Below are 18,624 nucleotides of genomic sequence, written 5' to 3'. Positions count from 1 at the left end.
AGCACTTGCTCAGTCACCCTTGTAGAAGAAACCGGTCGCCGGGTCGTCCGGAGTGCCGACCAGCATGGCCCGATCCAGGAAGACGTTGTTGGTCTCACAGCTGGTCTCGGGCAGCAAAACGCAGGCGTAGCAAGCCGCCAGGTTGAGGCTGTCGATACCGCTGGCCTCGGACTCCATACACGGGGGATCCTGCGAGCACCATTCCGTGCGGGTCAGGGCCGACTCCAGGGTCTCGTACAGTTTGCGATGCTCGCCTTGAGCGACAACACCTCCCAGGGAACCGGCCGAGTCGCTGGTCGCGGTGTAGATGAGCACCCCGGCCATGTCCTGGTCGACGTATAGCCGTTCACGCAGTGCCGCGGCCGGATAGCCGCAGTCCAAGCTCCACTCGTTGATCAGCACGTGCGCGAGGGTGTGAAGGAGCACGTATCGAGGGGTTACCGGGGACTTGATGTCACCGGGGAGTTTGGTGCTCCCGGCCCGTTCTGCGCGCTCGCGCAGGATCGCGGTGTGGTTGAGCCAGATCTGTTGAGCGCGTCTTACCGGCCCGGGGCGCTGCTCCCACGCCCGGACGAGGTGTTCGTCGATGGCGAGAAAGACGCCCTCGCCGCTGACCTCGATCGCAGGTAGCCAGTCCATTGTACCGTTGGCCATCGCGGCGCGGCGGGTGTCGCCGCCCGCAGGGTCGGGCATGGTGACCCGGGTGAACGACTCCAGTGCTCGTACCTCGCGTAGGCGTTTCACCAGCATGGAGCGGTTGATGCCGTACGGCAGGGCACTCCCGTCACCGGGAGCCTGTATGCACTCGAAGTTTTCGTCGCGCGCAACGCTCCCGGTGCCGTCGTAGAGGTGGTTGTACTCTTCCTGCCTGAGCTTGTTGGCCGACTCGAACATGGCTGCCTCGTCGGAGTCGGGCAGGGCGCTCGCCTCCAGTTCCCGACGTCGGTGGACAGCCGCCAGCACCGCTTCCGGCGTAAACCGACCATCGTCCGTCAGGTGGGGGTGTTCCTTGATGTCTTCGAGAATCTCCGACTCGGGCAGCCCACGCTCCAGCTTTTTGGCGAGCCAGTTGTAGTGCTCGTTCAACCGTTGCTGAAGGGTCTGCGACCAAGGCGGGATGGACAGCGCGGAGCGGGTGATCGAGAACCATGCGGCCGACGCACCTCGCTGCAGCGTCCGGGGTATCGCGATGCACTGGGGCTCTTTGGCATCACGCCCGAGCCACGGCCGCCGCCCCTTGCACTTGATGCCGAGCGCGGACATCGCTCCACCACCGAAAGCGCCCTCCAGCGACGCCGGCGGTACTCCGCACGAACACTTGATCACGACGGACCGAAGCGAGGCGGTCTGGCCGCTGCTCTCCAGCGTGAGCTCATGCTTGGTTTGCTGGTCTACCTCACGGGTGGGCGCACTCTTCTTGTGGACCCATTCGAAGTAGGGGAAGTCGTCCAGATGCCCGTTCTCGCAGGCGATTACGAATCGCGACGGGGTCAGCGGTTTGTCACAGGCGCCGCAGACGCTCCTGCCCGCTAGCGAACCGAATCTCTTGAACTCCTGGAGCTTCTTGCAGGTGCCGCAGGAGTACATCTCGGGGAAGAGCCGGACTCTGATCCCATCGCCGGAGGGCGGCTCGTCCGCCGGGGGGAGTTGGAAGTTGGCGACCTGGAGCCAGTGCTGGAGCCGCGGCTCGTAGACTTTGTCCGACGGCCAGACCCGCCAACTGTCCAGCCCGCTCACGATGTACGACTGATCCTCGATAGCGATTACCGAGCCGACACCGTACGTCGTGATGGCCTGCGCCCGACGCACCGCGCCCAGCGGCTTTCGGGTGACCTCGGCCTCGCCGTTTCGACCCGCCTGCCGGGTTCGTCCGCTACGAAGTGCCATGCTCATCGCTCCAGGTAAAGGTCGGATTCGGCATCGACGTCACGAAGGCTCCACAGGGTGGGGAAGGCTTCGGTGAGATCGGTATCGGTGAAGGTGCAGAGAAGCGCCTCGTCAGGATTACGCCTCTCGCTCCGTTTGAACCTCGGCTTGGCCTCATAGACCAACTTCGGATTCTCGTCGGCCAGATCGAACCAGTGGGCGATGAGGTCGTTGAGGTCCTTCTCGACGCCGGGCTGCTCTTCTTCGTCAACCGCGCCCGCCCTGACCAGGATGAGGTCCTTCAGCTCCTCGATCCGGCTCTCATACTCGTGTACGGCTGCCGCCGCACCGTTGAGCCTGAGCCCGGGGTAGATGAGCCTGGCCATACCCACCAAGACAGCGTGGAGCGCTCGGTCACGTGCGCGCGGCGAGAAGGGGGTGACACTGGTCGACTCGACCTGTCGATAAAGCGCCGAGTGGTAGGGCACGAAGCTCTCGTAATGCGAACGGTCCCGGGACCGGTTGGCGTTATAGAGCATGACGACCAGTCCGGGGTGCTGACGACCAACGCGGCTGCTCGACTGAATGTATTCGGCCGTGGTCTGCGGCTGACCCATGATCGCCATCAGGCCGAGCCGGTCCACGTCGACGCCCACGGAGATCATGTTTGTGGCGAGGACCGTGTCGAAGACGCTCTCGTCGGGAAGCATGCGTTCCAGATCCTTGAGCCGCTTGGGGATATCGCTGGACTTTACGCGGCTGGTCAACTCGGTGAGCTGGTCGGCGCGCCGGAGTTCGGTGCCATGGCGCTCCGCCAAGAGCTTGAGCCGGTCCTGGACGTCGTCCAAGACCTGGAGTTCGGCGGCGGCCAGGAGCCGGAGGCTGTTGAAGTAACCCACCAGAGTCCAGTAGGCATCCCGGACAGAGTCGGGCCCCCCGATGTGGGCCGCGTGGTGGAGAAGGGCCGAGTACGCGCGGACCAGCAGGGTCGCCTGACTGGTGTTGGGCGCGAGCAACCCCACGTAGAGACGTGATGCCTTGTCCTTGGCGGGGGTTTCCACCGCGAACCAGGAGTCACGGGCGTCAAGGCCGGCGGGCGGGAACTGTGCGACCTCCCGGTTGAACAGCTGTTTGCCCTGCTCTTTGGCCCGGCGGATGGTCGCAGTCGAGGCGATCACCTTGGGCTGGTCGGCGGCGACGTCGATCGCGGTCTCGTAGAGACCGGTAAGGCTGCCAAGCGGGCCCGAGATCAGGTGGAGCTCGTCCTGGACGATCAGTTCCGGCGCAGCGGTGCCTTCTCGATCGCGGTTGAAAAGCGCCGCCACTTCGGGACGCCAGGCAATCTGCGCGAACTTGTCCACCGTCGCGATGATCAGCGTGGGTCGGACCGCGTAGATTTTCTCGTCCACGACGTGGACCGGAAGCTCGTGGTGGAACTCGCATTCCCAATCGGCACAGAAGATGCGCATCTTTGAGCTTGCGACGTCCACCTCATACTCGTCCGGCCCCATGGCGGTACCGCACCACGGGCAAAAGCGGAGCTGGACCGGGTTTTCCGTGTGCAGTTCACCACCGTCCCGCAGCTTCTTCAGGCTACTGGCGGCGTCCTTGAGCTTGTTGGGTGTCGCGGCGGCGCCTACCCACATGCCGATGGAGATGGACTCTTCGCCCAGTTCCTTCGGCGTCCGACGACGGATGATCTCCATGGCGCAGATCAGCGCGGCCGCGCGTTCAAACTGCTGAAGGGTGAGTAGGCGGAGGGTGTACCGCATAATTGCGGTGACTCCGCCGCCCTGCTCGCCCTTGCGTAGTCGGCGTAGGAAGACGGTGAACGCGATAATGCCCAGATATGCCTCGGTCTTGCCACCCCCGGTGGGGAACCAGAGGAGGTCGGCCGTCCGCCTGTCGTCGTGATCGGGGTCAACGATGCCGTCCAGGCAAAGCAGCAGGAAGGCGATCTGGAAGGGGCGCCACTTACCCTTGTCCGCATCCGGCAAGCCCTGCTTCTGTCCTTTGATCCAACTCGTTCGTGCCCGCTGCACAGCCATGGCCTCGTTGGCGTGCCGGAAGGCGGTCATGACCTGCGGGTCATGCCGGAGCGTCTCGATGCCTGCGTCCATCCGATCGCAGGCCAGTTCGCACTGCCGGATTTGCTCCCGGGCGGTTTCGGCGTAGTCGGTGTTGCCGAGCAGTCTCGACTCCTCGGCCCGCTCCGCGATCCAGGCCCGGTAGCCGTTCACCAGGCCCCGTAGCCCGGACAGGATCTCTTCGTCCGGCTTGTGTGCCAGATCGATCATGCGGAGGGCGGAGTCGTCGATCTCCGGGTTGGAGTCGGTGAGCAGCACTTCCTTCGTGGGGACGAACTCGCTCCAGATCGCGGCCACCGCGGCGGGGGTGCCCTTGAGCAGGGCCTCATCGCGGGGAGCGGGCGGTGTCCAGTCCCAGTTGGCGGCGCAGCCGTGCCCGGCGGCGAAGTTTGGAGCGTAGCGGTAGAGCAGCCGGTTCGTCTTGATCTCCGCTTCGTCCGCGCCGACCGGGACGGGCCGCTCCACGAAGGGTTTCGTGCCTTCTGCACCGGTGATGTGGATCTTCGGCTGGAACAGGCAGTAGGCGTCCCGGATTCCGAACTTCTCGACCTCGTTCACGTTGAGGAGCGCGACGGTGATGGAGACCGACCCGTCCTTCGGACGGCGTACCCGTACACGAAGTTCGACACCAGGCACGAGGATTTCACTGATCTGGCCGGGAGTCCGCACGTCTATGGAGAATGGAGCGAGCTCCAAGTGTCGCCGTCGCCAGCGTAGTTCCTGCTCTTCGGTGGCACGGCGCTCGGCGCGCTGTGCCTTGACCGGTCGCCCGGCACTGTCGATCGGGTCGTAGCCTGCAGCCGTCACCGTTACCGTGATGGTCGGCGAGATCTCCGGATTCACCGCGAAGGTCAGCCCCATGGAGGATGGCGCCTGATCGTTGGCCAGCGAGACGCCGGTATCGGGGACGTCGTCCTTCACCCGGGTCTCCGGAGAGAGGTCGACGTCACGTTCGCCGGCCTCCTCGACCACCTCGGCGATGTCGCGACGCTGGGGATAGAGAACGCCCGCGGCATATTGCGTGACCGGCGAGTCCTTGAGAATCTCATCCGATCCGCCCACCGGACCGACCATATCGAGGCGAAGTTGCTCAAGGAGGTCGGTCCGGAAGGCGTAGTGCTCACTGTGCTTGGACATCGGGTTCCTTCTTGTCCCAGGTGAAGGTCGACAGACCTACCAAACGTGGCGCGAGCCAGACGCCGTGTTGGTTCAGTCCGGCGCGAATGCCGGCGGCTTCGTTGCCGGCGATGGCTTCCACGGTGTCGATGCGCACGGCAGAGATTACGGCCGGGAAGGCGTGCGGAGTGAAGGTCGGACCTCGCTTGAGGAACCGGTAGAGATCGGTCCGGAACTTCTCGGAAGCCGTACCGATCGGCCGTCCCTGATGCTTGATGACGTACGGCGGGCTCTCCTGAAGGCCGATCGGATCGGGATGGAGACGCTCCAGTTCGACGGCGTCGCCGGGCCGTACGGCGGTCGCCAGATAGTGCTGCACGTCCGTCGGGTCCGCATCGAAGTCGACCGTGCCGGCGGGGTATTCGGTGAGGACGTCTCCGCCTTCCAGTTCCAGACCGTCGCGCCGCCAGTGCTGGAAGAAGTAGCGCGCCCATCTGTTGGTGCCGTCATCGATCCGGATGTTGCGCGTATCCATGGGTGAGAGCCGGTAGAGCTCGTCCCGTGGCCTGGTCATGGCCACATAGAGGAGCCGGGCCTCTTCGGCCGCGTCCTTCGCGACGTTCTTGCGCTTGTTGGTGGCAACCACTTGCAGCGGCCCGGGATCCACGACCAGTACCCGGTCGAACTCCAGCCCCTTGGCGCGGTGGAAGGAGGAGACCACCAGGCGTGCGGGCGGCTGTGCGGTCAGCTCATCCGGTAACCGCCCGGCGGCCAGGGCAGAGCGGAGCCGGGTCAGGTTCAGGAGACGGTCCGAGCCCCGGCCAAAATCGGTCCGTTGCAGCAGCCGCCATATCAGATCGGCATCGGAGCCTTTGGGTAGCGGCAGGTCACTGACCAGCTCGTCGAATTTTTCTCGGTTGAGCGTGGAGGTCTCGCAGCGTGCCATGAGGAGGCCGAGCCACATGGGGACGACACGGTCACGCGCCGAACGCTGGAGCCGATGCGGGACACCGACCGCATGCAACTGCTCGGAGACCACCAGCGCTTGGCCGTTGGTCCGGCAGAGGATCGCGGTGGTGCTGGCGTAACCGGTGAGTGCGTCGGCAGCGAGGTCATCAAATCCCCCGAAGTCCATGAGGCCGGTGAGGGCCCTTCGGAGCTCGTGGTAATGCTCTTCGCCGTTTGTATTGCCTGACTCCGAGAGCGCCCGAAGCCGTGGCCCGAATTCGAGCGCGACCTTGGCGTCCTCGGTCCGGACCCGGAAGTTCTGGGTGAGACTCAGCTCGGTCAGGTCCTCGCCGAAGGTGCCGCGGAGCCATTCGAAAAACCGGTTGGTCTCTTCCTTACGTTCCACGGGGTTCTTGATCGTGAAGCCGTAGATGGACTGAGCCGGGTCGCCCACCACGGTGAATCCGCAGTCGAACCGGTCCAGCAGGGCTTCCACCAGGTCTCGCCGTGCCCCGACCAGGTCCTGGACTTCGTCGATGACGACATGGCGGAGGTCATGCTCGTACAGCTCGTCGGCACTGCCCTCGTCGATTGCCTTCTGTGCACCCTCGATGCGGGCGTCGAAGGATTTGTCGACCCATTCGCCCTGGGCGTCGACCCGTGTGAGCAGGTCAAGCGCCCAGGAGTCGAAGGTCTGCGCCCGTACGTGCCGGGCGGCTTCACCGTACTGAGACAGACGGTTCCTGAGCTCGCGGACGGCGGCGCGGGAGAAGGTGAGCACCAGGATCTCCCCGGCGCTCAGGTCCTCCTCGGCAACCAATCGGTCGAGTCGACGCACGAGTGTGTGGGTCTTGCCCGCGCCTGCCTGGGCAGTCACCAAGGTCAGGGCGTCGGCGGGCTGCTCGATCACGGCCCGCTGCTCGGCGGTGAGCGCGGGGGTGCCGCTGTAGGCGTCGCTCACGTGTTGCTCCAGAGGTGCTCGAACTGAGTGAAGGCCAGCTGGCGGTCGTAGTTGATGATGTTGTCGGCCACGTCGAGGATCAGGCAGGTCTCTTTGCCACCGTTCTTCGGGCCGCGGAGACCTCGGCCGATCATCTGCTGGTAGACGTTCGGGCTGAAGGTTGGCCGGGACACGATGACCACCTCGGTGGCCGGAGCGTCGAAGCCTTGGGCGAGCACGCCGTAGTTGGCGAGCACCCGGATCTGCTTCCGCCGGAATTTCTCGATCAGGGTGCGCCGGTCGGCGTCCGGTGTGCCGGAGTCGATCGCCGCGGACTTGATGCCTCGGTCATTGAGCTGTGCTGCCATGAGCTTGGCGTGGTTGACGGAGGTGGCGAAGAGGAGGATCGGGCTGCCTTCCGGAAGTGCTTCGATCTCGCGAATGAGCATCTGGTTACGCTCAATGTCGCGCCCCAGCTTCTCCTCCACGGATGCGGGCAGCCTCGCGCCTTCGAAAGCGGTCGCCTGCCTGAGGTCCTCTTCCGTGAGGGTGAGCGTCATGCCCTGGAGCTGCCGGTGGTCCACCCGCGCTAGCACACCCAGTTCCTGTAGTTCGGCGTAAGGATCTCCGCTCGTGAAAATGCCTTCGTCAAGGCGGTTCCCCCCGTAACGCTCGACCAGGCGGTTTGTCTCTGTCTCATTGAAGCCGCGGAACGGCGTGGCGGTCAGACCGAGCAACGGACGAGACGTCTCTCTGAACGTCAAGTTCATCGAGGTCAGAATGCGGGTGTAGCGCGGCGTGATTGAGGCGTGCGCCTCGTCAATGATCACGAGTGCCGGGTCGCGGAGCCAGGTGTACTCGGGCGTGTCCAGGCAGACATCGAGCTTGGCGTCAGTGGCCACGACCAGCTGAGCCGTGTCCTTACTGGGAGCGGCTTCGCGGGTGGACCAGAGCCGGTTGATGATTAGTTGCTCTTCCGGGCCCACCTTGGACCAGACGAAGGACCAGCTTTGGACTGCCTGCTCGCAGAGTTCCTCGCTCTGAGCGATCCAGAGCACCGGACGGCCGCCCAGTCCGCCTTCCTTGATCACACGAATGACGGCTTCGGCCGCCACACGGGTCTTACCGGCGCCGGTCGGCAAGCAAAGCATGGCGCGCGGCGCGTCGTACTTGGTCAGCAGCTCAACCGCCTTTTGCGCCAGTCTCTCCTGGTAGTCGTGCAGTCGAGGGAAGGCGGTGGGCCCGGAGACCTTCTCCAACGGCGGCAGCGTCTCTCCCTTGCTCCCCGCGTATTCGCCTGGGAAGCCGAGGTCGTTGACGATGCGCACTGATGTGGCGTCGCCGCGGAAGCTCGCGGACAGCTGGGGGAACTCCGCCTCGATGTCCTTGCGGTAGGTCCGCAGAACTTCGGTCCCATATGCGTTGTGGGCCAGCTCGGCGATCCGCCGCTCGCCCTGGGCGGCGCCCTTTTGGGCTTGGTCGCTCTCCAGGAGGCCCTCCGGGAGCCCCTTCTTCAGCGCGTCCGCTCCCACGAGCAGCAGCAGCTTCTCGGTCAGGCTCTCCGTCTGGCGTATCCGCTGGATGCGTTCGTTGTTACGTTCCAGCTCGCGCCGTTCGAGAATGCTCTTGCAGTTTGCCGGGCCGAGGGAGAGTTTCAGTACCCGGTCCACCGCGTTGAGCACCTGCAGGTCGTCTGCCGGCAGCCGGACGAGGACCATGTGTTCTTGTGGCATCACCGCCGCAGGGATCGACTGAGTTCGCATACCCTTTGGAGTCCGGATGATCTCTTCCAGTTCATCGCACCGAACCGTGGACCATCCCTCCACTTGCGCGCGTCGAAGCGTCTTCAGGTAGGGGAACTCTTCCATGAGGAGTACCGCTTCTGCCTGTCCGACGTACCGGACTTCCTTCTGAATCGCGTCCGAGGGTGCGAGCATCCCCCACGCCTCGCGCATCGTCTCCGCCAGGGAGTCGGTCGGGACCAGCAGGGCCGGCACCCTCTCACGTACGAGCGTGTCGTATTCAGGACGAACCGCGGTCACTGCGATGTCCTTGTCCTCGACATCGCTACGCCACTCGTCGCCCACCCGGCACCGCGTCATGGCCCCCTCGGGAAAGTCCGCAGCAACCTCGAACATCAGGGCATAGACCTTGCCGGGGAAGGTGTCCTCGGTTGATGAAGACGCCTGCTCAACCAGTTCCTCCCACAGTGACTTCTGTAGTTCGCCCAGCGTCTGCGGCAACGCCAACATCGAGGCGATACTTGCGGACACGTCGGCAACGGGAAGGACGTCCTTGTGGGCGATCAGCTCGGGACCGACGCAGCGCGTGATCGGGCGCAGTCCTCGCGAGGTCTGCAGGTAGCCATGCTTGCGCGCGAGCCACCGAATCGGTGATGCGATCAACTTACGGCTTGTCACGCCCTTGTTGCCGGGTTGCATGGTCCAGGTCGCCACCGCCCCGCCCGACGGAATGGCCTTGAGGAAAGCCGCACGCCCCTGGGGCGAGAGCGAAGTGAACAGATGCAGCGGCCCCGCCGGTTTGGTTCCTTCGAAAAGCATCTTGGCCAGGGTGGGCCGGGCCTCGCCAGCGGGGAGCTTTGCCACGTACTGCGTCCAGTAGGCCTCCTTGAAGTCCTCGAACCAGCTTTCTCCGGCAGGGTCCGCGCCGGTGACAGGGCCTTCGAGCAGACCGAGGTCGGGGAGGAACGCTCGGTCTTCCCGGTGGAAGTCCATGTCCACGGCAACTTGTGTGTCGCGGGTACCGTCACCAGGAACCACGCGGCCGGGAAGCAGACAGTCCCTGATCCGTCGAAATTCACCCGTCAAGGTCTTGACCTTGAGTTCTTTCGCGGTATTGATACCGCGCCCCGCGAACGCGGCACGAACCCCCGCGGGACCCGCCAGCCGAGCCAGCTCCCAGAACGCGACCCAGCCACGGTCGCCGTAGCCCTGGAAGCCGCGCTCTACCACGGATGCAAATCGGCCGACATGGTCGGCCTCGTGAATGCCGAGCGAATCCAGTGCCCGAGCGATGACATCGTCGCCCGCGTACACGCGTTCGTCCACGTAGACCGTGTTGTCGGCGAGGCCGTCGGCACGCGACCGCCGGAAGACCTGGGTGGAGGGAGTCACCATGCCCAGCGTTTCGGTCAGGACGATCCTGGCTCGCAGGGCATCCTCCGCCTGCGGGTGCCTGTGCTGCTTCATGTCGGCGGCAATGAGCACGGCCCGTGCCGAGGCTTCCGGGGATCCGTCGGATACCAGAGCCTCCAGCCACTCCTTGACCGTGGCGACGGGAGTCGTGGAGTGGCTCAGGATCAGGTTCGCACGGTCGCGCCGGTGCCTGACCTTCTCGATCGAGTGGTGCACCCAATTCGTCGGTCGACCGGAGTGCTCGCCCCACCACTGAAGCCATTCCGGACGCAGGTCGGCGGGGTGCAGGCGGACCTCGGCGGGAGTGCCGAAATGTCCGTTCTGGTCGGGGAAGACGGGTCGGCTGGGGGCGATCTTCCAGATCGTCGCCACCAACTGCTCGGCTGCCCATTGCGGCTCCTCGCGTCCCCGCGCCGGCGCGAAGTCCAGATATGCTCCCGGGTCATCCGGTCGGGCCAGCGATGGGAACGACGCGACTACCAATTCCGCGACTTCGCCGATCAGCTCTTCGTTGAATTGGTTGTTGGCGTAGAGGTTCTGCCGATCTTCGCTGGTCTTCCAGGGGGCATTGACGATCCCGCGGAGGGTCGTCGTGTAGTTCGTCGGGAAGTAAGCCCAGAACTGTCCTCGTCCGTGAGCACGCCCCACCGCGTCGGGGACTGCCCACGCGATGTCGATCTCGGGGCGGTCGTGAAGCTCGCCGGCCTCCTCCAAAGCTTTGGGTGAGGGACGGTAAACGCGGGTGAAGACCCGCCATTCGTCGCTTTCTTCCCGCTCTTCACCGCCCGTGACAGACAGAACCTTCTGAAGGGTGCGGCGATCACTGTCGACCTGCTGGAAGACCTGTCTCTTGGAGACCCGTCCGGACAGCCGTTTTTCAAGGGTGACCGTCCCGACATGAGGAGAGAACAGAGAGAACTCCGCCGGAAACTCGTCGAGGTCCTTCGCCAGCCGCGCCACGGCGGCGGGCTTCAGCGGCAGCCGCACAACCGTCCTGGCCCAGGAGAGCAATTCCTTGAGAATCGGGTCGGTGGCGGCAGCCCGGTCCCGATCAAGCGGCCGGGCCATCCGGAGCACGGGCGTCTCTGTGACTGCGGGCTGGACTCGCTTGATCTCCAGCTCAGCCCACTCCCTGTCAAATCCGAAGCTCTTGTCGTCGTCCCTACTGAAAAATTCGGGGACGTCCGTGACGCTCAGGACAGACTTCACACCGACCCCGAACCGGCCGATCTGGCCGCCTCGCTTACGCGAAACTCCCATACGCAGAATGGTGTCCGCACCCTCGGGTGTCATCGCGGTTCCCTGGTTCGCACAGTACAAGTGAGTGCCTGTGAGAACCACGGCGATTTCGCCGCCGGGGTCGTTCCTCAGCTCGTCGGCGCCGTTCTGGACAAGCTCATAGATCTGACGATCGCCGTAGCCACCCTCCTTGATACGACGCTCGCCGTTAGCGTGTTCCTGGATCAGGCCGGGGTCGATTTTGTAAGTCTCGAGCACGCGGATGGTCTGCTGGAGGATGACCTCGAGGACAGATGGGTCTTCGCTGCTCACAGCAATTGTCTCCCAGGGGATGGAATGCCAATTGAAGGGGGTGGAGCACGGGCATATGACCGATCCGGGTATGCCAAGCGATCCGACGGCGTCTTCAGTGACGCCCTTACCTGTGCATACGCGAACACGGCTCGATGCCAATTACACAATAAGGGGTAGTCGGACGGGCTTGGATACATCTCACCCCTTAGACGAGTCTTCGCCTCGAGTCATCCTTAGAGTGAGTTGAAATGTTGGCATGAGAGACCCCTGGCGCGCAAGAGGGTAGATTTTCCGGACTTTCCATATGAAATGCGACATATGCGGCCAATCAGCTTTTCCTGAACGAAGGAGCCCACGGGGCCCATAGGAATGACCCCGGTCGGGTGGTGTCAACTGCCGTTTAACGCTAGCCTGTGATGTCAAACGGACCCCCGTCTAACCTGGAGAAACCTCGCAATGACGCAGGACGCCGACGGCATCACCCGAGACCCGGAGGCGTTCGGGGCTTGGCTCGGCAGACAGTTGCGGCGGAAGGGCATGAGCCAGTCGGACCTGGCCGCCGCCCTGGACGTAACCCGCGCCGCGGTGTCGGCCTGGATCACCGGCCGCGCGACTCCCCGCATCGACAAGATCCACGCGATCGAGGAGATCCTCGACTTGGCCGCGGGTTCCTCGGCTACACGGGACGAGACCCCCGAGTCCAGCGGCTACATCGGTTGGCATCACCGTTTGGCCCACTCTGACGGTGGCCGAGAACTGGGCAACGCGGCGGCCTTCGCCTTCGACTCTTCCCTGGCCATCACCGCCAGGGAAGCGACACAGAACAGCCTCGACGAACGCTGGGACCGAACACGCCCGGTCCGGATGCGCTTCACCCTGCACGAGATCACCGGCGAACGCCTGCGCCGACTACAGGAGGCCCTCCGCTGGGACGACCTCATTCCCCACATCGAGGCGGCCGGCGACCCGAGGCAAAAGGTCGGCCGCATGCTGACCGACGGCCTCCGCGAGCTCCGGGAGACCGGCAAGTTGCTCCTGCTCCGCATCGATGACTACAACGCCAATGGTCTGACCGGCCCGGAGTATGACGACGGGCGGTTCGCCGCAGTGGTTCGCAGGCAACTCGACAGTCACAAAAAAGGCACCGCCGGCGGCTCATTCGGGCTGGGTAAGGCCACCATTTGGGGTGCCAGCCGTTTTGGCCTGGTCATCGCGAACAGCACGCTGTCGGAGCCCTACGAGGGCCTGCGCGAGCGCCGCATGATCGGCCGTCTTGACCTGCCCTGGCACGAGCTCAACGGCGTCCAATACGCGGGACCGGCCTGGCTCGGCAGCCGTGATCCCATGCGAGAATCCGCGGCCCGTTCCTGGTGGGCCGGTGAGCGCACGGTCGAAGAGCTGTATCTCACCCGCGGCAGCACCGACCCCGGTACGAGTTTCCTGATCGTCGGCGCACATGATCCTTCCGGTGAGGCAACCATTCTCGAAGAGATGCACAGGGTCCTCGTCCGCGGCCTCGCCTCGGATTTTTGGGCATCCATGGTCGCCGGTCACGGGCAAGCGCCGATGTTGGAAGCCTCGGTGGAGGCGTTGTGTGATGGCCAGGTGGTCGTGGCCGAAGAGCGGGTGGATCCGTATCGCCACGAGCCCGCGCGGGCGCGTGCCGTGCGGGCGTTCCTCGATCGGACCACAGTGTCGCAGCTCACCAGGGCCGATGACGTCGTCGAACTGTCGGTGCCACTGACCGTGCCACCGCGCAAGACCGAAGCCGGTGCCGGTTCGATCGAACATCATGCGGTGCTGTTGGTGACACCGGCGACCGAGGGCGACCAGAAACCCAATCGGTTGGTCGGCATGCGCGGAACCAGGATGACCGTGTTGGATCGGCCGGTCACCGGGGTTCCGCTTGGGTCGGCTCAGTTCCAGGCCGTGCTGCTTGCCGGGACGGCGACGGGTGCCGAACTGCCAGCCGACGAAGCCGCCGAGACCTTTCTGCGGGCCGCCGAACCCCCCGAACACAATGACTGGAAGCCCACCGAAGATCTGACCTCGACCTATGCTCGGGGCGCCACCACCAGGTTGAGGGAGTTTCGGAAGACGATCCTCGGCATGGTTCGCAGCGCGGTTAAACCCGCCGAACCCGTCGGACAAGAGGACGCTCCCGCCGTCCTACGAGACTTGACCAGTCTCGATCCCCCGCCATCGCCCCGTATCAAGGGCTATCCGACCGTCAAGAGCGCGACCGGCGAGGTCGACGAAGGTGGCGCGTGGCGGATCAGGGTCGAGATCAAGCTACCGGAGCGGGATGATCCCTGGGTGCTCCGTCCGTTGCTCCGATTCGCCACCCGTTCCGGTCCCAAGCCCGAAGCACGTTGGGCCGAACTCTCTGGCGAGTCGAACTGCGAGGTAAGCGGCGAGGTCCTGCTCTGCTCCGCCCGGGAGCGGTCTGCGGTCTTCATGGGCGTGAGCGATGTGGCCAGCCATCCGGTGGCCGGTCGAATGGCGGTCGCGGAGGTTGACCTGGTTCAAGCCAAGGATGGCTTCCAATGAAGCAGATTGTGCCTTACCCGGTGCTGGCCGGTGAGGTCACCATGACCGTGCGCGAGGTCCGGCTCGACGACGTGGCGTTGCCGTACGGAATGGTTTCGGAATCGGAGCGCACGGTTGCGCTGCATCTTCTCGATCGCGCGGACTGGAGTGTCGTACGGCTGACACTTCAGGTGAGCGCGCCGCGACATGAGTTGGACGCCGGGCCCTGGTTCAGCCTGGCTTTTCTGGCCACTGCATCGGAACGCCGCACCAACACGCACTCGGCGGTGAAGCTCATGATGGGGCAGCCCGGCGAGTGGGCCGGCGAGGTGGAGCTCCATCGTGACGATCATTTCGGCCAGGTCCGGGTATCCGGTCAGCTCGTGGCAACGGTGGACGATGTGCCCGGTCGGGTGATCGCGACGGTCGCACAGCCATGGATCGTCGATCTCCAGGCTCGTGTGGCGACGCAGCGGCAGTCCATCGAGACACGTTGGCTCAACTTCGGCGGCGACCCCCAGCTTGACTGGTGCAAGAGTGATCCCTGGGCGGTCACCACGACCGACGAGGCGGCCATACTCAACCTGAACAGTGGATTCGATGGGCTGCGTGCCCTACTCGAAAGTCCCAAAGCCGCGGATCGGCCCATGCGAGAGGCGCTGGCGGCGCAGATCGCGGTGGACATGTGGACCGCGCTCTTCAACGAAGCGGCTCACCATGTCGACGGCCAGGGGTGGCCGGAAGGTTGGCGTGGTCTGGTGCTCCGTCGCATGCTCCCCGATCTCTTTCCCGATCATTCGCTGGACGATGCGCTCCGGGAGATCGTCAACCGGGGGGCGGGCGGGATCCAGACGCGAGTTTTGCATGCCGCGGCCAAACAGGCGCGAATGCCGCGGAGCCTGGGCGGATTCATTCGATCGCTGCAATCGACGGGGCCGGAGGAAGAGTGAACACGATGCTCAGTTTGTTGCCCGACGAGGCCGCCGCGAGATTCCTCACCACCGGTGTGCTGGAGAACACCGAGCCGCTGCCGTTCGCCGCCGTCGACCAGATGTCGCAGCCGGCCCGGTGGGAGGCCGAGCCGGTACGACAACTTTTCGACGAGGCGATGAAGCGCTTCACGCCAGCGGAGCGGACCTCGGCCGACGCCTGGCTCGCTCCGGTTCTGCATGCGACGTTGCGATTGACCCGTCGTGAAGCTTCGGATTCCCGGATCTGGAATTACCTGGCCGTACGATTGGCGCCGGATTATGTCTACTGGCGGCACTTGAGTCGCGGGAATCCTCCCACAGTGTCCCGTACCCGATTTTCCGGGCCGTTCTATTCGCAGGCGTTTGCTCGGTTGTGGTGGGCGGCCGAGCTGTTCCGGGATGGACCGGATTACGGGCCGGTCGTGGTGGCCTGCGGTAATCAGGATGTGTTGAACACGGTGTTGAGGCTCGACATCATCCTCCACCGGCCCACCGCCCAGGCGATCATTCGTCTGCTCACCACCGGCGTGGTCCGTACCGGGCGGCAGGTCAACGCGCTTGCCCAAGCGGTGAACACGGCGGGTAGCACGCTGTCCTATGAGGCACGTGCACCGGACAACCCCCGGGACGTGGACGCGTATCGCGACTGGATCGAGGAGTTGACGGGCGTGCTGGTGCCTTATGACTCCATGCCGATCGGTCCCTCGGATGGGCGGGCGCGCTCCACCTCGGTGGACGCCCTGGCCACGCTCTTCACGCAACTCTTCGCCGAAAGTCCAAGCGCAAGGGAATTGCCGGAATAGCTTCGGGGCGTTTGCATTGGGGGCGAGATCACATATGCTCGGCGAATCTGGATCAAGGAGGCCTTCCCATGGGCGGACGGTTCACCAGCCTGGAGATCGGCGCCGGGGTCGGTGGGCAAGCGCTCGGGCTGGAGCGAGCGGGATTCGATCCCGTTGTCGCGATCGACAATGAACCCCACGCCTGTCGAACGTTGCGCGCAAACCGGCCGGGCTGGAACGTCATGGAGATGGACTTCAAGGACTTCGTCGGAGCCGACTATCGGATCTCAACCGTCGATCTCTTGTCCGGCGGCGTGCCATCCAGTCCTTACTCCATCGCCGGCAAGCAGGAGGGGATCAAGGACAAACGGGACCTGCTGTCCGCGGCCGTCTATCTCGCGATAGAGCTACAGCCTCGCGCGATACTGCTTGAGACGACGCCATCGCTGCTCTCGCCGAAGTTCGTACAGGTCCGCGAGGAGGTCGAGGCCGAGCTGAAGCACCTCGGTTATTCCTGGGAATGGAACATCCTGGACGCCCAACACTTCGGCGTGCCACAGACCAGGCGGAGCTGTTTGTTGGTCGCCATGCGCCCGGACGACTTCACGCGTTTCGTGTGGCCGTCACCAACTCACCAGGCCGGTGCGACGGTCGGCGAGGTGCTCCGTGACTCGATGGCCAGCAAAGGATGGCCCTTCGCCGATGCTTGGGCGTTGTTGGCCAACCGCGTCGCACCGACGATCGTGGGCGGGTCGAAGAACCACGGCGGCGCCGACCTCGGGCCCACCCGGACCAAACGCCAGTGGATGGAACTGGCCGTAAACGCCCACAGCCTTGGCAATGACGTCCCTGACCAGGACTTCGTCCTCGACCCGGAGCTCGGCCGGGACGGGGTGCCCAAGCTGACCGTTGAGCAGGTGATGAAGCTGCAGGGTTTGCCGGACGATTGGATCGTCACCGGAGGCAAGACCGCGCGCTACAAACAAGTCGCCCAGGCGTTCCCGCCCCCACTCGCCGAAGCCGTGGGCCGCCAACTCGTGGCAGCGCTGGCCCTCCAACCTCGGTAAGGTGACCCTCATGACCGCCCGCACCAACAGCCCCATAAACATCGTTGACCTCTTCGCGGGGTGCGGGGGTCTGACCCAGGGATTTCACTCGTTCAAGCCGGGCGCCTTCCGCACGGTCGGTGCGGTGGAGTTGGACGTCGCGGCCGCCTCGACCTACGCGGCAAACTTCGCCGAGGAAGCTGGCGGAACCGACCACATCCACGCCGGTGACATTGCCAAGTGGGACCCCAAGGACGTGGGTTCCACTGTCGACGTAATTCTCGGAGGCCCGCCCTGCCAGGGCTTTTCCGGCCTGGGCAAAGAGGACCCGAACGACCCCCGGAACAAGCTCTGGAAGGAGTATGTTCGAGTGGTCCGTGCCCTCCAGCCCAAGATTTTCGTCATCGAGAACGTCGATCGGTTCCTGCGGTCACGAGAATTTGAGCTGCTCACCGCCTCCACCCGGGATGGCGAACTACGGGACTACGAGCTGAAGACAAAGCTCCTCAACGCAGCGGACTATGGCGTCCCGCAGACCCGGCGGCGCGTGATCGTCCTGGCTACGCATAAAGACCTCGTCGCTTCCCACCCTTCGGGCGAGCCTCTTAAGCATCCTCGGCCGACCCACCGGAAGCCGAACAGCAAGGGTGACGAGGGCACACTCTTCGAACCACTCAAGGACTGGATCTCATCCGGCGAGGTCTTCAGCACAACCCCCCTGGAGACCCAAACCACCGAACTCCCCGACCGGACCTGCAGCATCCTCGACAAGACGCTGCCTGGCACCTTCAGCACCACCGACCTCCACATCGGACGCAATCCAACGGAACGCTCGCTCAAGCGCTACGAGGCGATTCCTGAGGGCGGAAACCGCCACTGGCTGCCGGAAGAGCTGTCCACCCCAAACTGGATCAACCACCGGAGCGGCTCCGGCGACGTCATGGGCCGACTCTGGTGGGATCGGCCCTCGGTAACGATCCGCACCGAGTTCTACAAGCCCGAGAAAGGCCGCTACCTCCACCCCAAGGCTCACCGCCCGATCACTCACTTGGAAGCCGCCCGCCTTCAGGGGTTCCCACTCGACTACAAGTGGGTCGGCAGCAAGATCCAAATAGCACGTCAAATCGGTAATGCCGTCCCCGTAGACCTCGCCAAGGCAATCGCCAACGATTTGTACCGTTACCTGTGCGCTATCGCTCCGCAGTAAAGACCAAGCGCTCTCAGTGAACCAGTTCGAGGGCTCTGCCTCCATCAATGCCGGACGGGTTCAGCCATGCGGTGATCGCATGCCACTGGCCCGGATCACGCGCGCCGACCGGTTCCTGGAGGCGACAGGGGAACGACGGTCCGCAGAAACGGGCCGCCCCGCCACGCTCTACCGCCGCGGCTCCGCCCGCCTCCTGCAGCCGCCGCTGCTCCGCGAGGGGCGTAGGGCTCGTACACAAACGACACCCGCCCTCCGTCAAGCAGTCTGACCAATAAAATGATCTAGGAATATCGCAAGGCGGCGTTGTCGCTTGTCTACCGGTTGGTGAGGGGCGTGTTCGGCCTCCTGACCTGCGTTCCGCGCAATTCGGGGGTTCTGGAGTCCGTCCCGAGCTGAAAGTGCAGGTCAACGGAGCGGAGGCTGGTGACGCGGGCGGATATGCCT

Annotated in this window: 9 protein-coding genes; 5 read left to right on the top strand and 4 right to left on the bottom strand. The window is 64.5% G+C overall.

The genetic code is table 11. From position 1 onward, the window contains the following. Positions 1–9: 9 nt before the first annotated feature. From drmB to ACIHAD_RS46745, 4 genes are read right to left on the bottom strand one after another with little or no spacing between them, the layout of a single operon-like run. Entirely contained in the window at positions 10–1,893 is a 1,884-nt protein-coding gene (gene drmB / locus ACIHAD_RS46760) for a DrmB family protein (protein ID WP_397361328.1), read from the bottom strand. Further along, on the bottom strand, positions 1,890–5,090 hold the full coding sequence (locus ACIHAD_RS46755) for a helicase-related protein (protein WP_397361327.1): 3,201 nt from the start codon (positions 5,088–5,090) through the stop codon (positions 1,890–1,892). Before ACIHAD_RS46755 ends, drmB begins: the two co-directional genes overlap by 4 nt. Next, a complete protein-coding gene (locus ACIHAD_RS46750) occupies positions 5,074–6,978 on the bottom strand; it encodes a UvrD-helicase domain-containing protein (RefSeq protein WP_397361326.1) in 1,905 nt (634 codons plus the stop codon). Before ACIHAD_RS46750 ends, ACIHAD_RS46755 begins: the two co-directional genes overlap by 17 nt. Then, complete coding sequence (locus tag ACIHAD_RS46745) at positions 6,975–11,663, bottom strand: DEAD/DEAH box helicase (RefSeq protein WP_397361325.1); 4,689 nt, start codon at positions 11,661–11,663, stop codon at positions 6,975–6,977. The genes ACIHAD_RS46750 and ACIHAD_RS46745 overlap by 4 nt, the downstream gene beginning before the upstream one ends. A 438-nt stretch (positions 11,664–12,101) precedes the next feature. Here ACIHAD_RS46745 and ACIHAD_RS46740 point away from each other — a divergent pair, with 438 nt between their 5' ends. From ACIHAD_RS46740 to ACIHAD_RS46720, 5 genes are all read left to right on the top strand, one after another. Next, the gene (locus tag ACIHAD_RS46740) at positions 12,102–14,195 is read left to right on the top strand and encodes a helix-turn-helix transcriptional regulator (protein WP_397361324.1); all 2,094 of its coding nucleotides are present in this window, start codon (positions 12,102–12,104) and stop codon (positions 14,193–14,195) included. Continuing rightward, positions 14,192–15,124 (top strand): hypothetical protein, encoded by a 933-nt coding sequence (locus ACIHAD_RS46735; RefSeq protein ID WP_357988524.1) that lies wholly within the window; start codon positions 14,192–14,194, stop codon positions 15,122–15,124. The genes ACIHAD_RS46740 and ACIHAD_RS46735 overlap by 4 nt, the downstream gene beginning before the upstream one ends. 5 nt (positions 15,125–15,129) lie before the next feature. Next, positions 15,130–15,948, top strand: coding sequence for a DUF6339 family protein (locus ACIHAD_RS46730; protein WP_397361346.1), 819 nt, complete (start codon positions 15,130–15,132; stop codon positions 15,946–15,948). Positions 15,949–16,016: 68 nt separating this feature from the next. Then, positions 16,017–16,994, top strand: a complete 978-nt coding sequence (locus ACIHAD_RS46725; protein ID WP_397361323.1) for a DNA cytosine methyltransferase — start codon at positions 16,017–16,019, stop codon at positions 16,992–16,994. Positions 16,995–17,004: 10 nt separating this feature from the next. Then, entirely contained in the window at positions 17,005–18,180 is a 1,176-nt protein-coding gene (locus tag ACIHAD_RS46720) for a DNA cytosine methyltransferase (RefSeq protein ID WP_397361322.1), read from the top strand. Positions 18,181–18,624 lie beyond the last annotated feature (444 nt).

Source organism: Nonomuraea sp. NPDC052265, assembly GCF_044547985.1.
Taxonomy (GTDB): Bacteria; Actinomycetota; Actinomycetes; order Streptosporangiales; family Streptosporangiaceae; genus Nonomuraea.
Note: the sequence above shows the minus strand (reverse complement) of the source record. Positions and strands in the feature narration are given on the sequence as shown.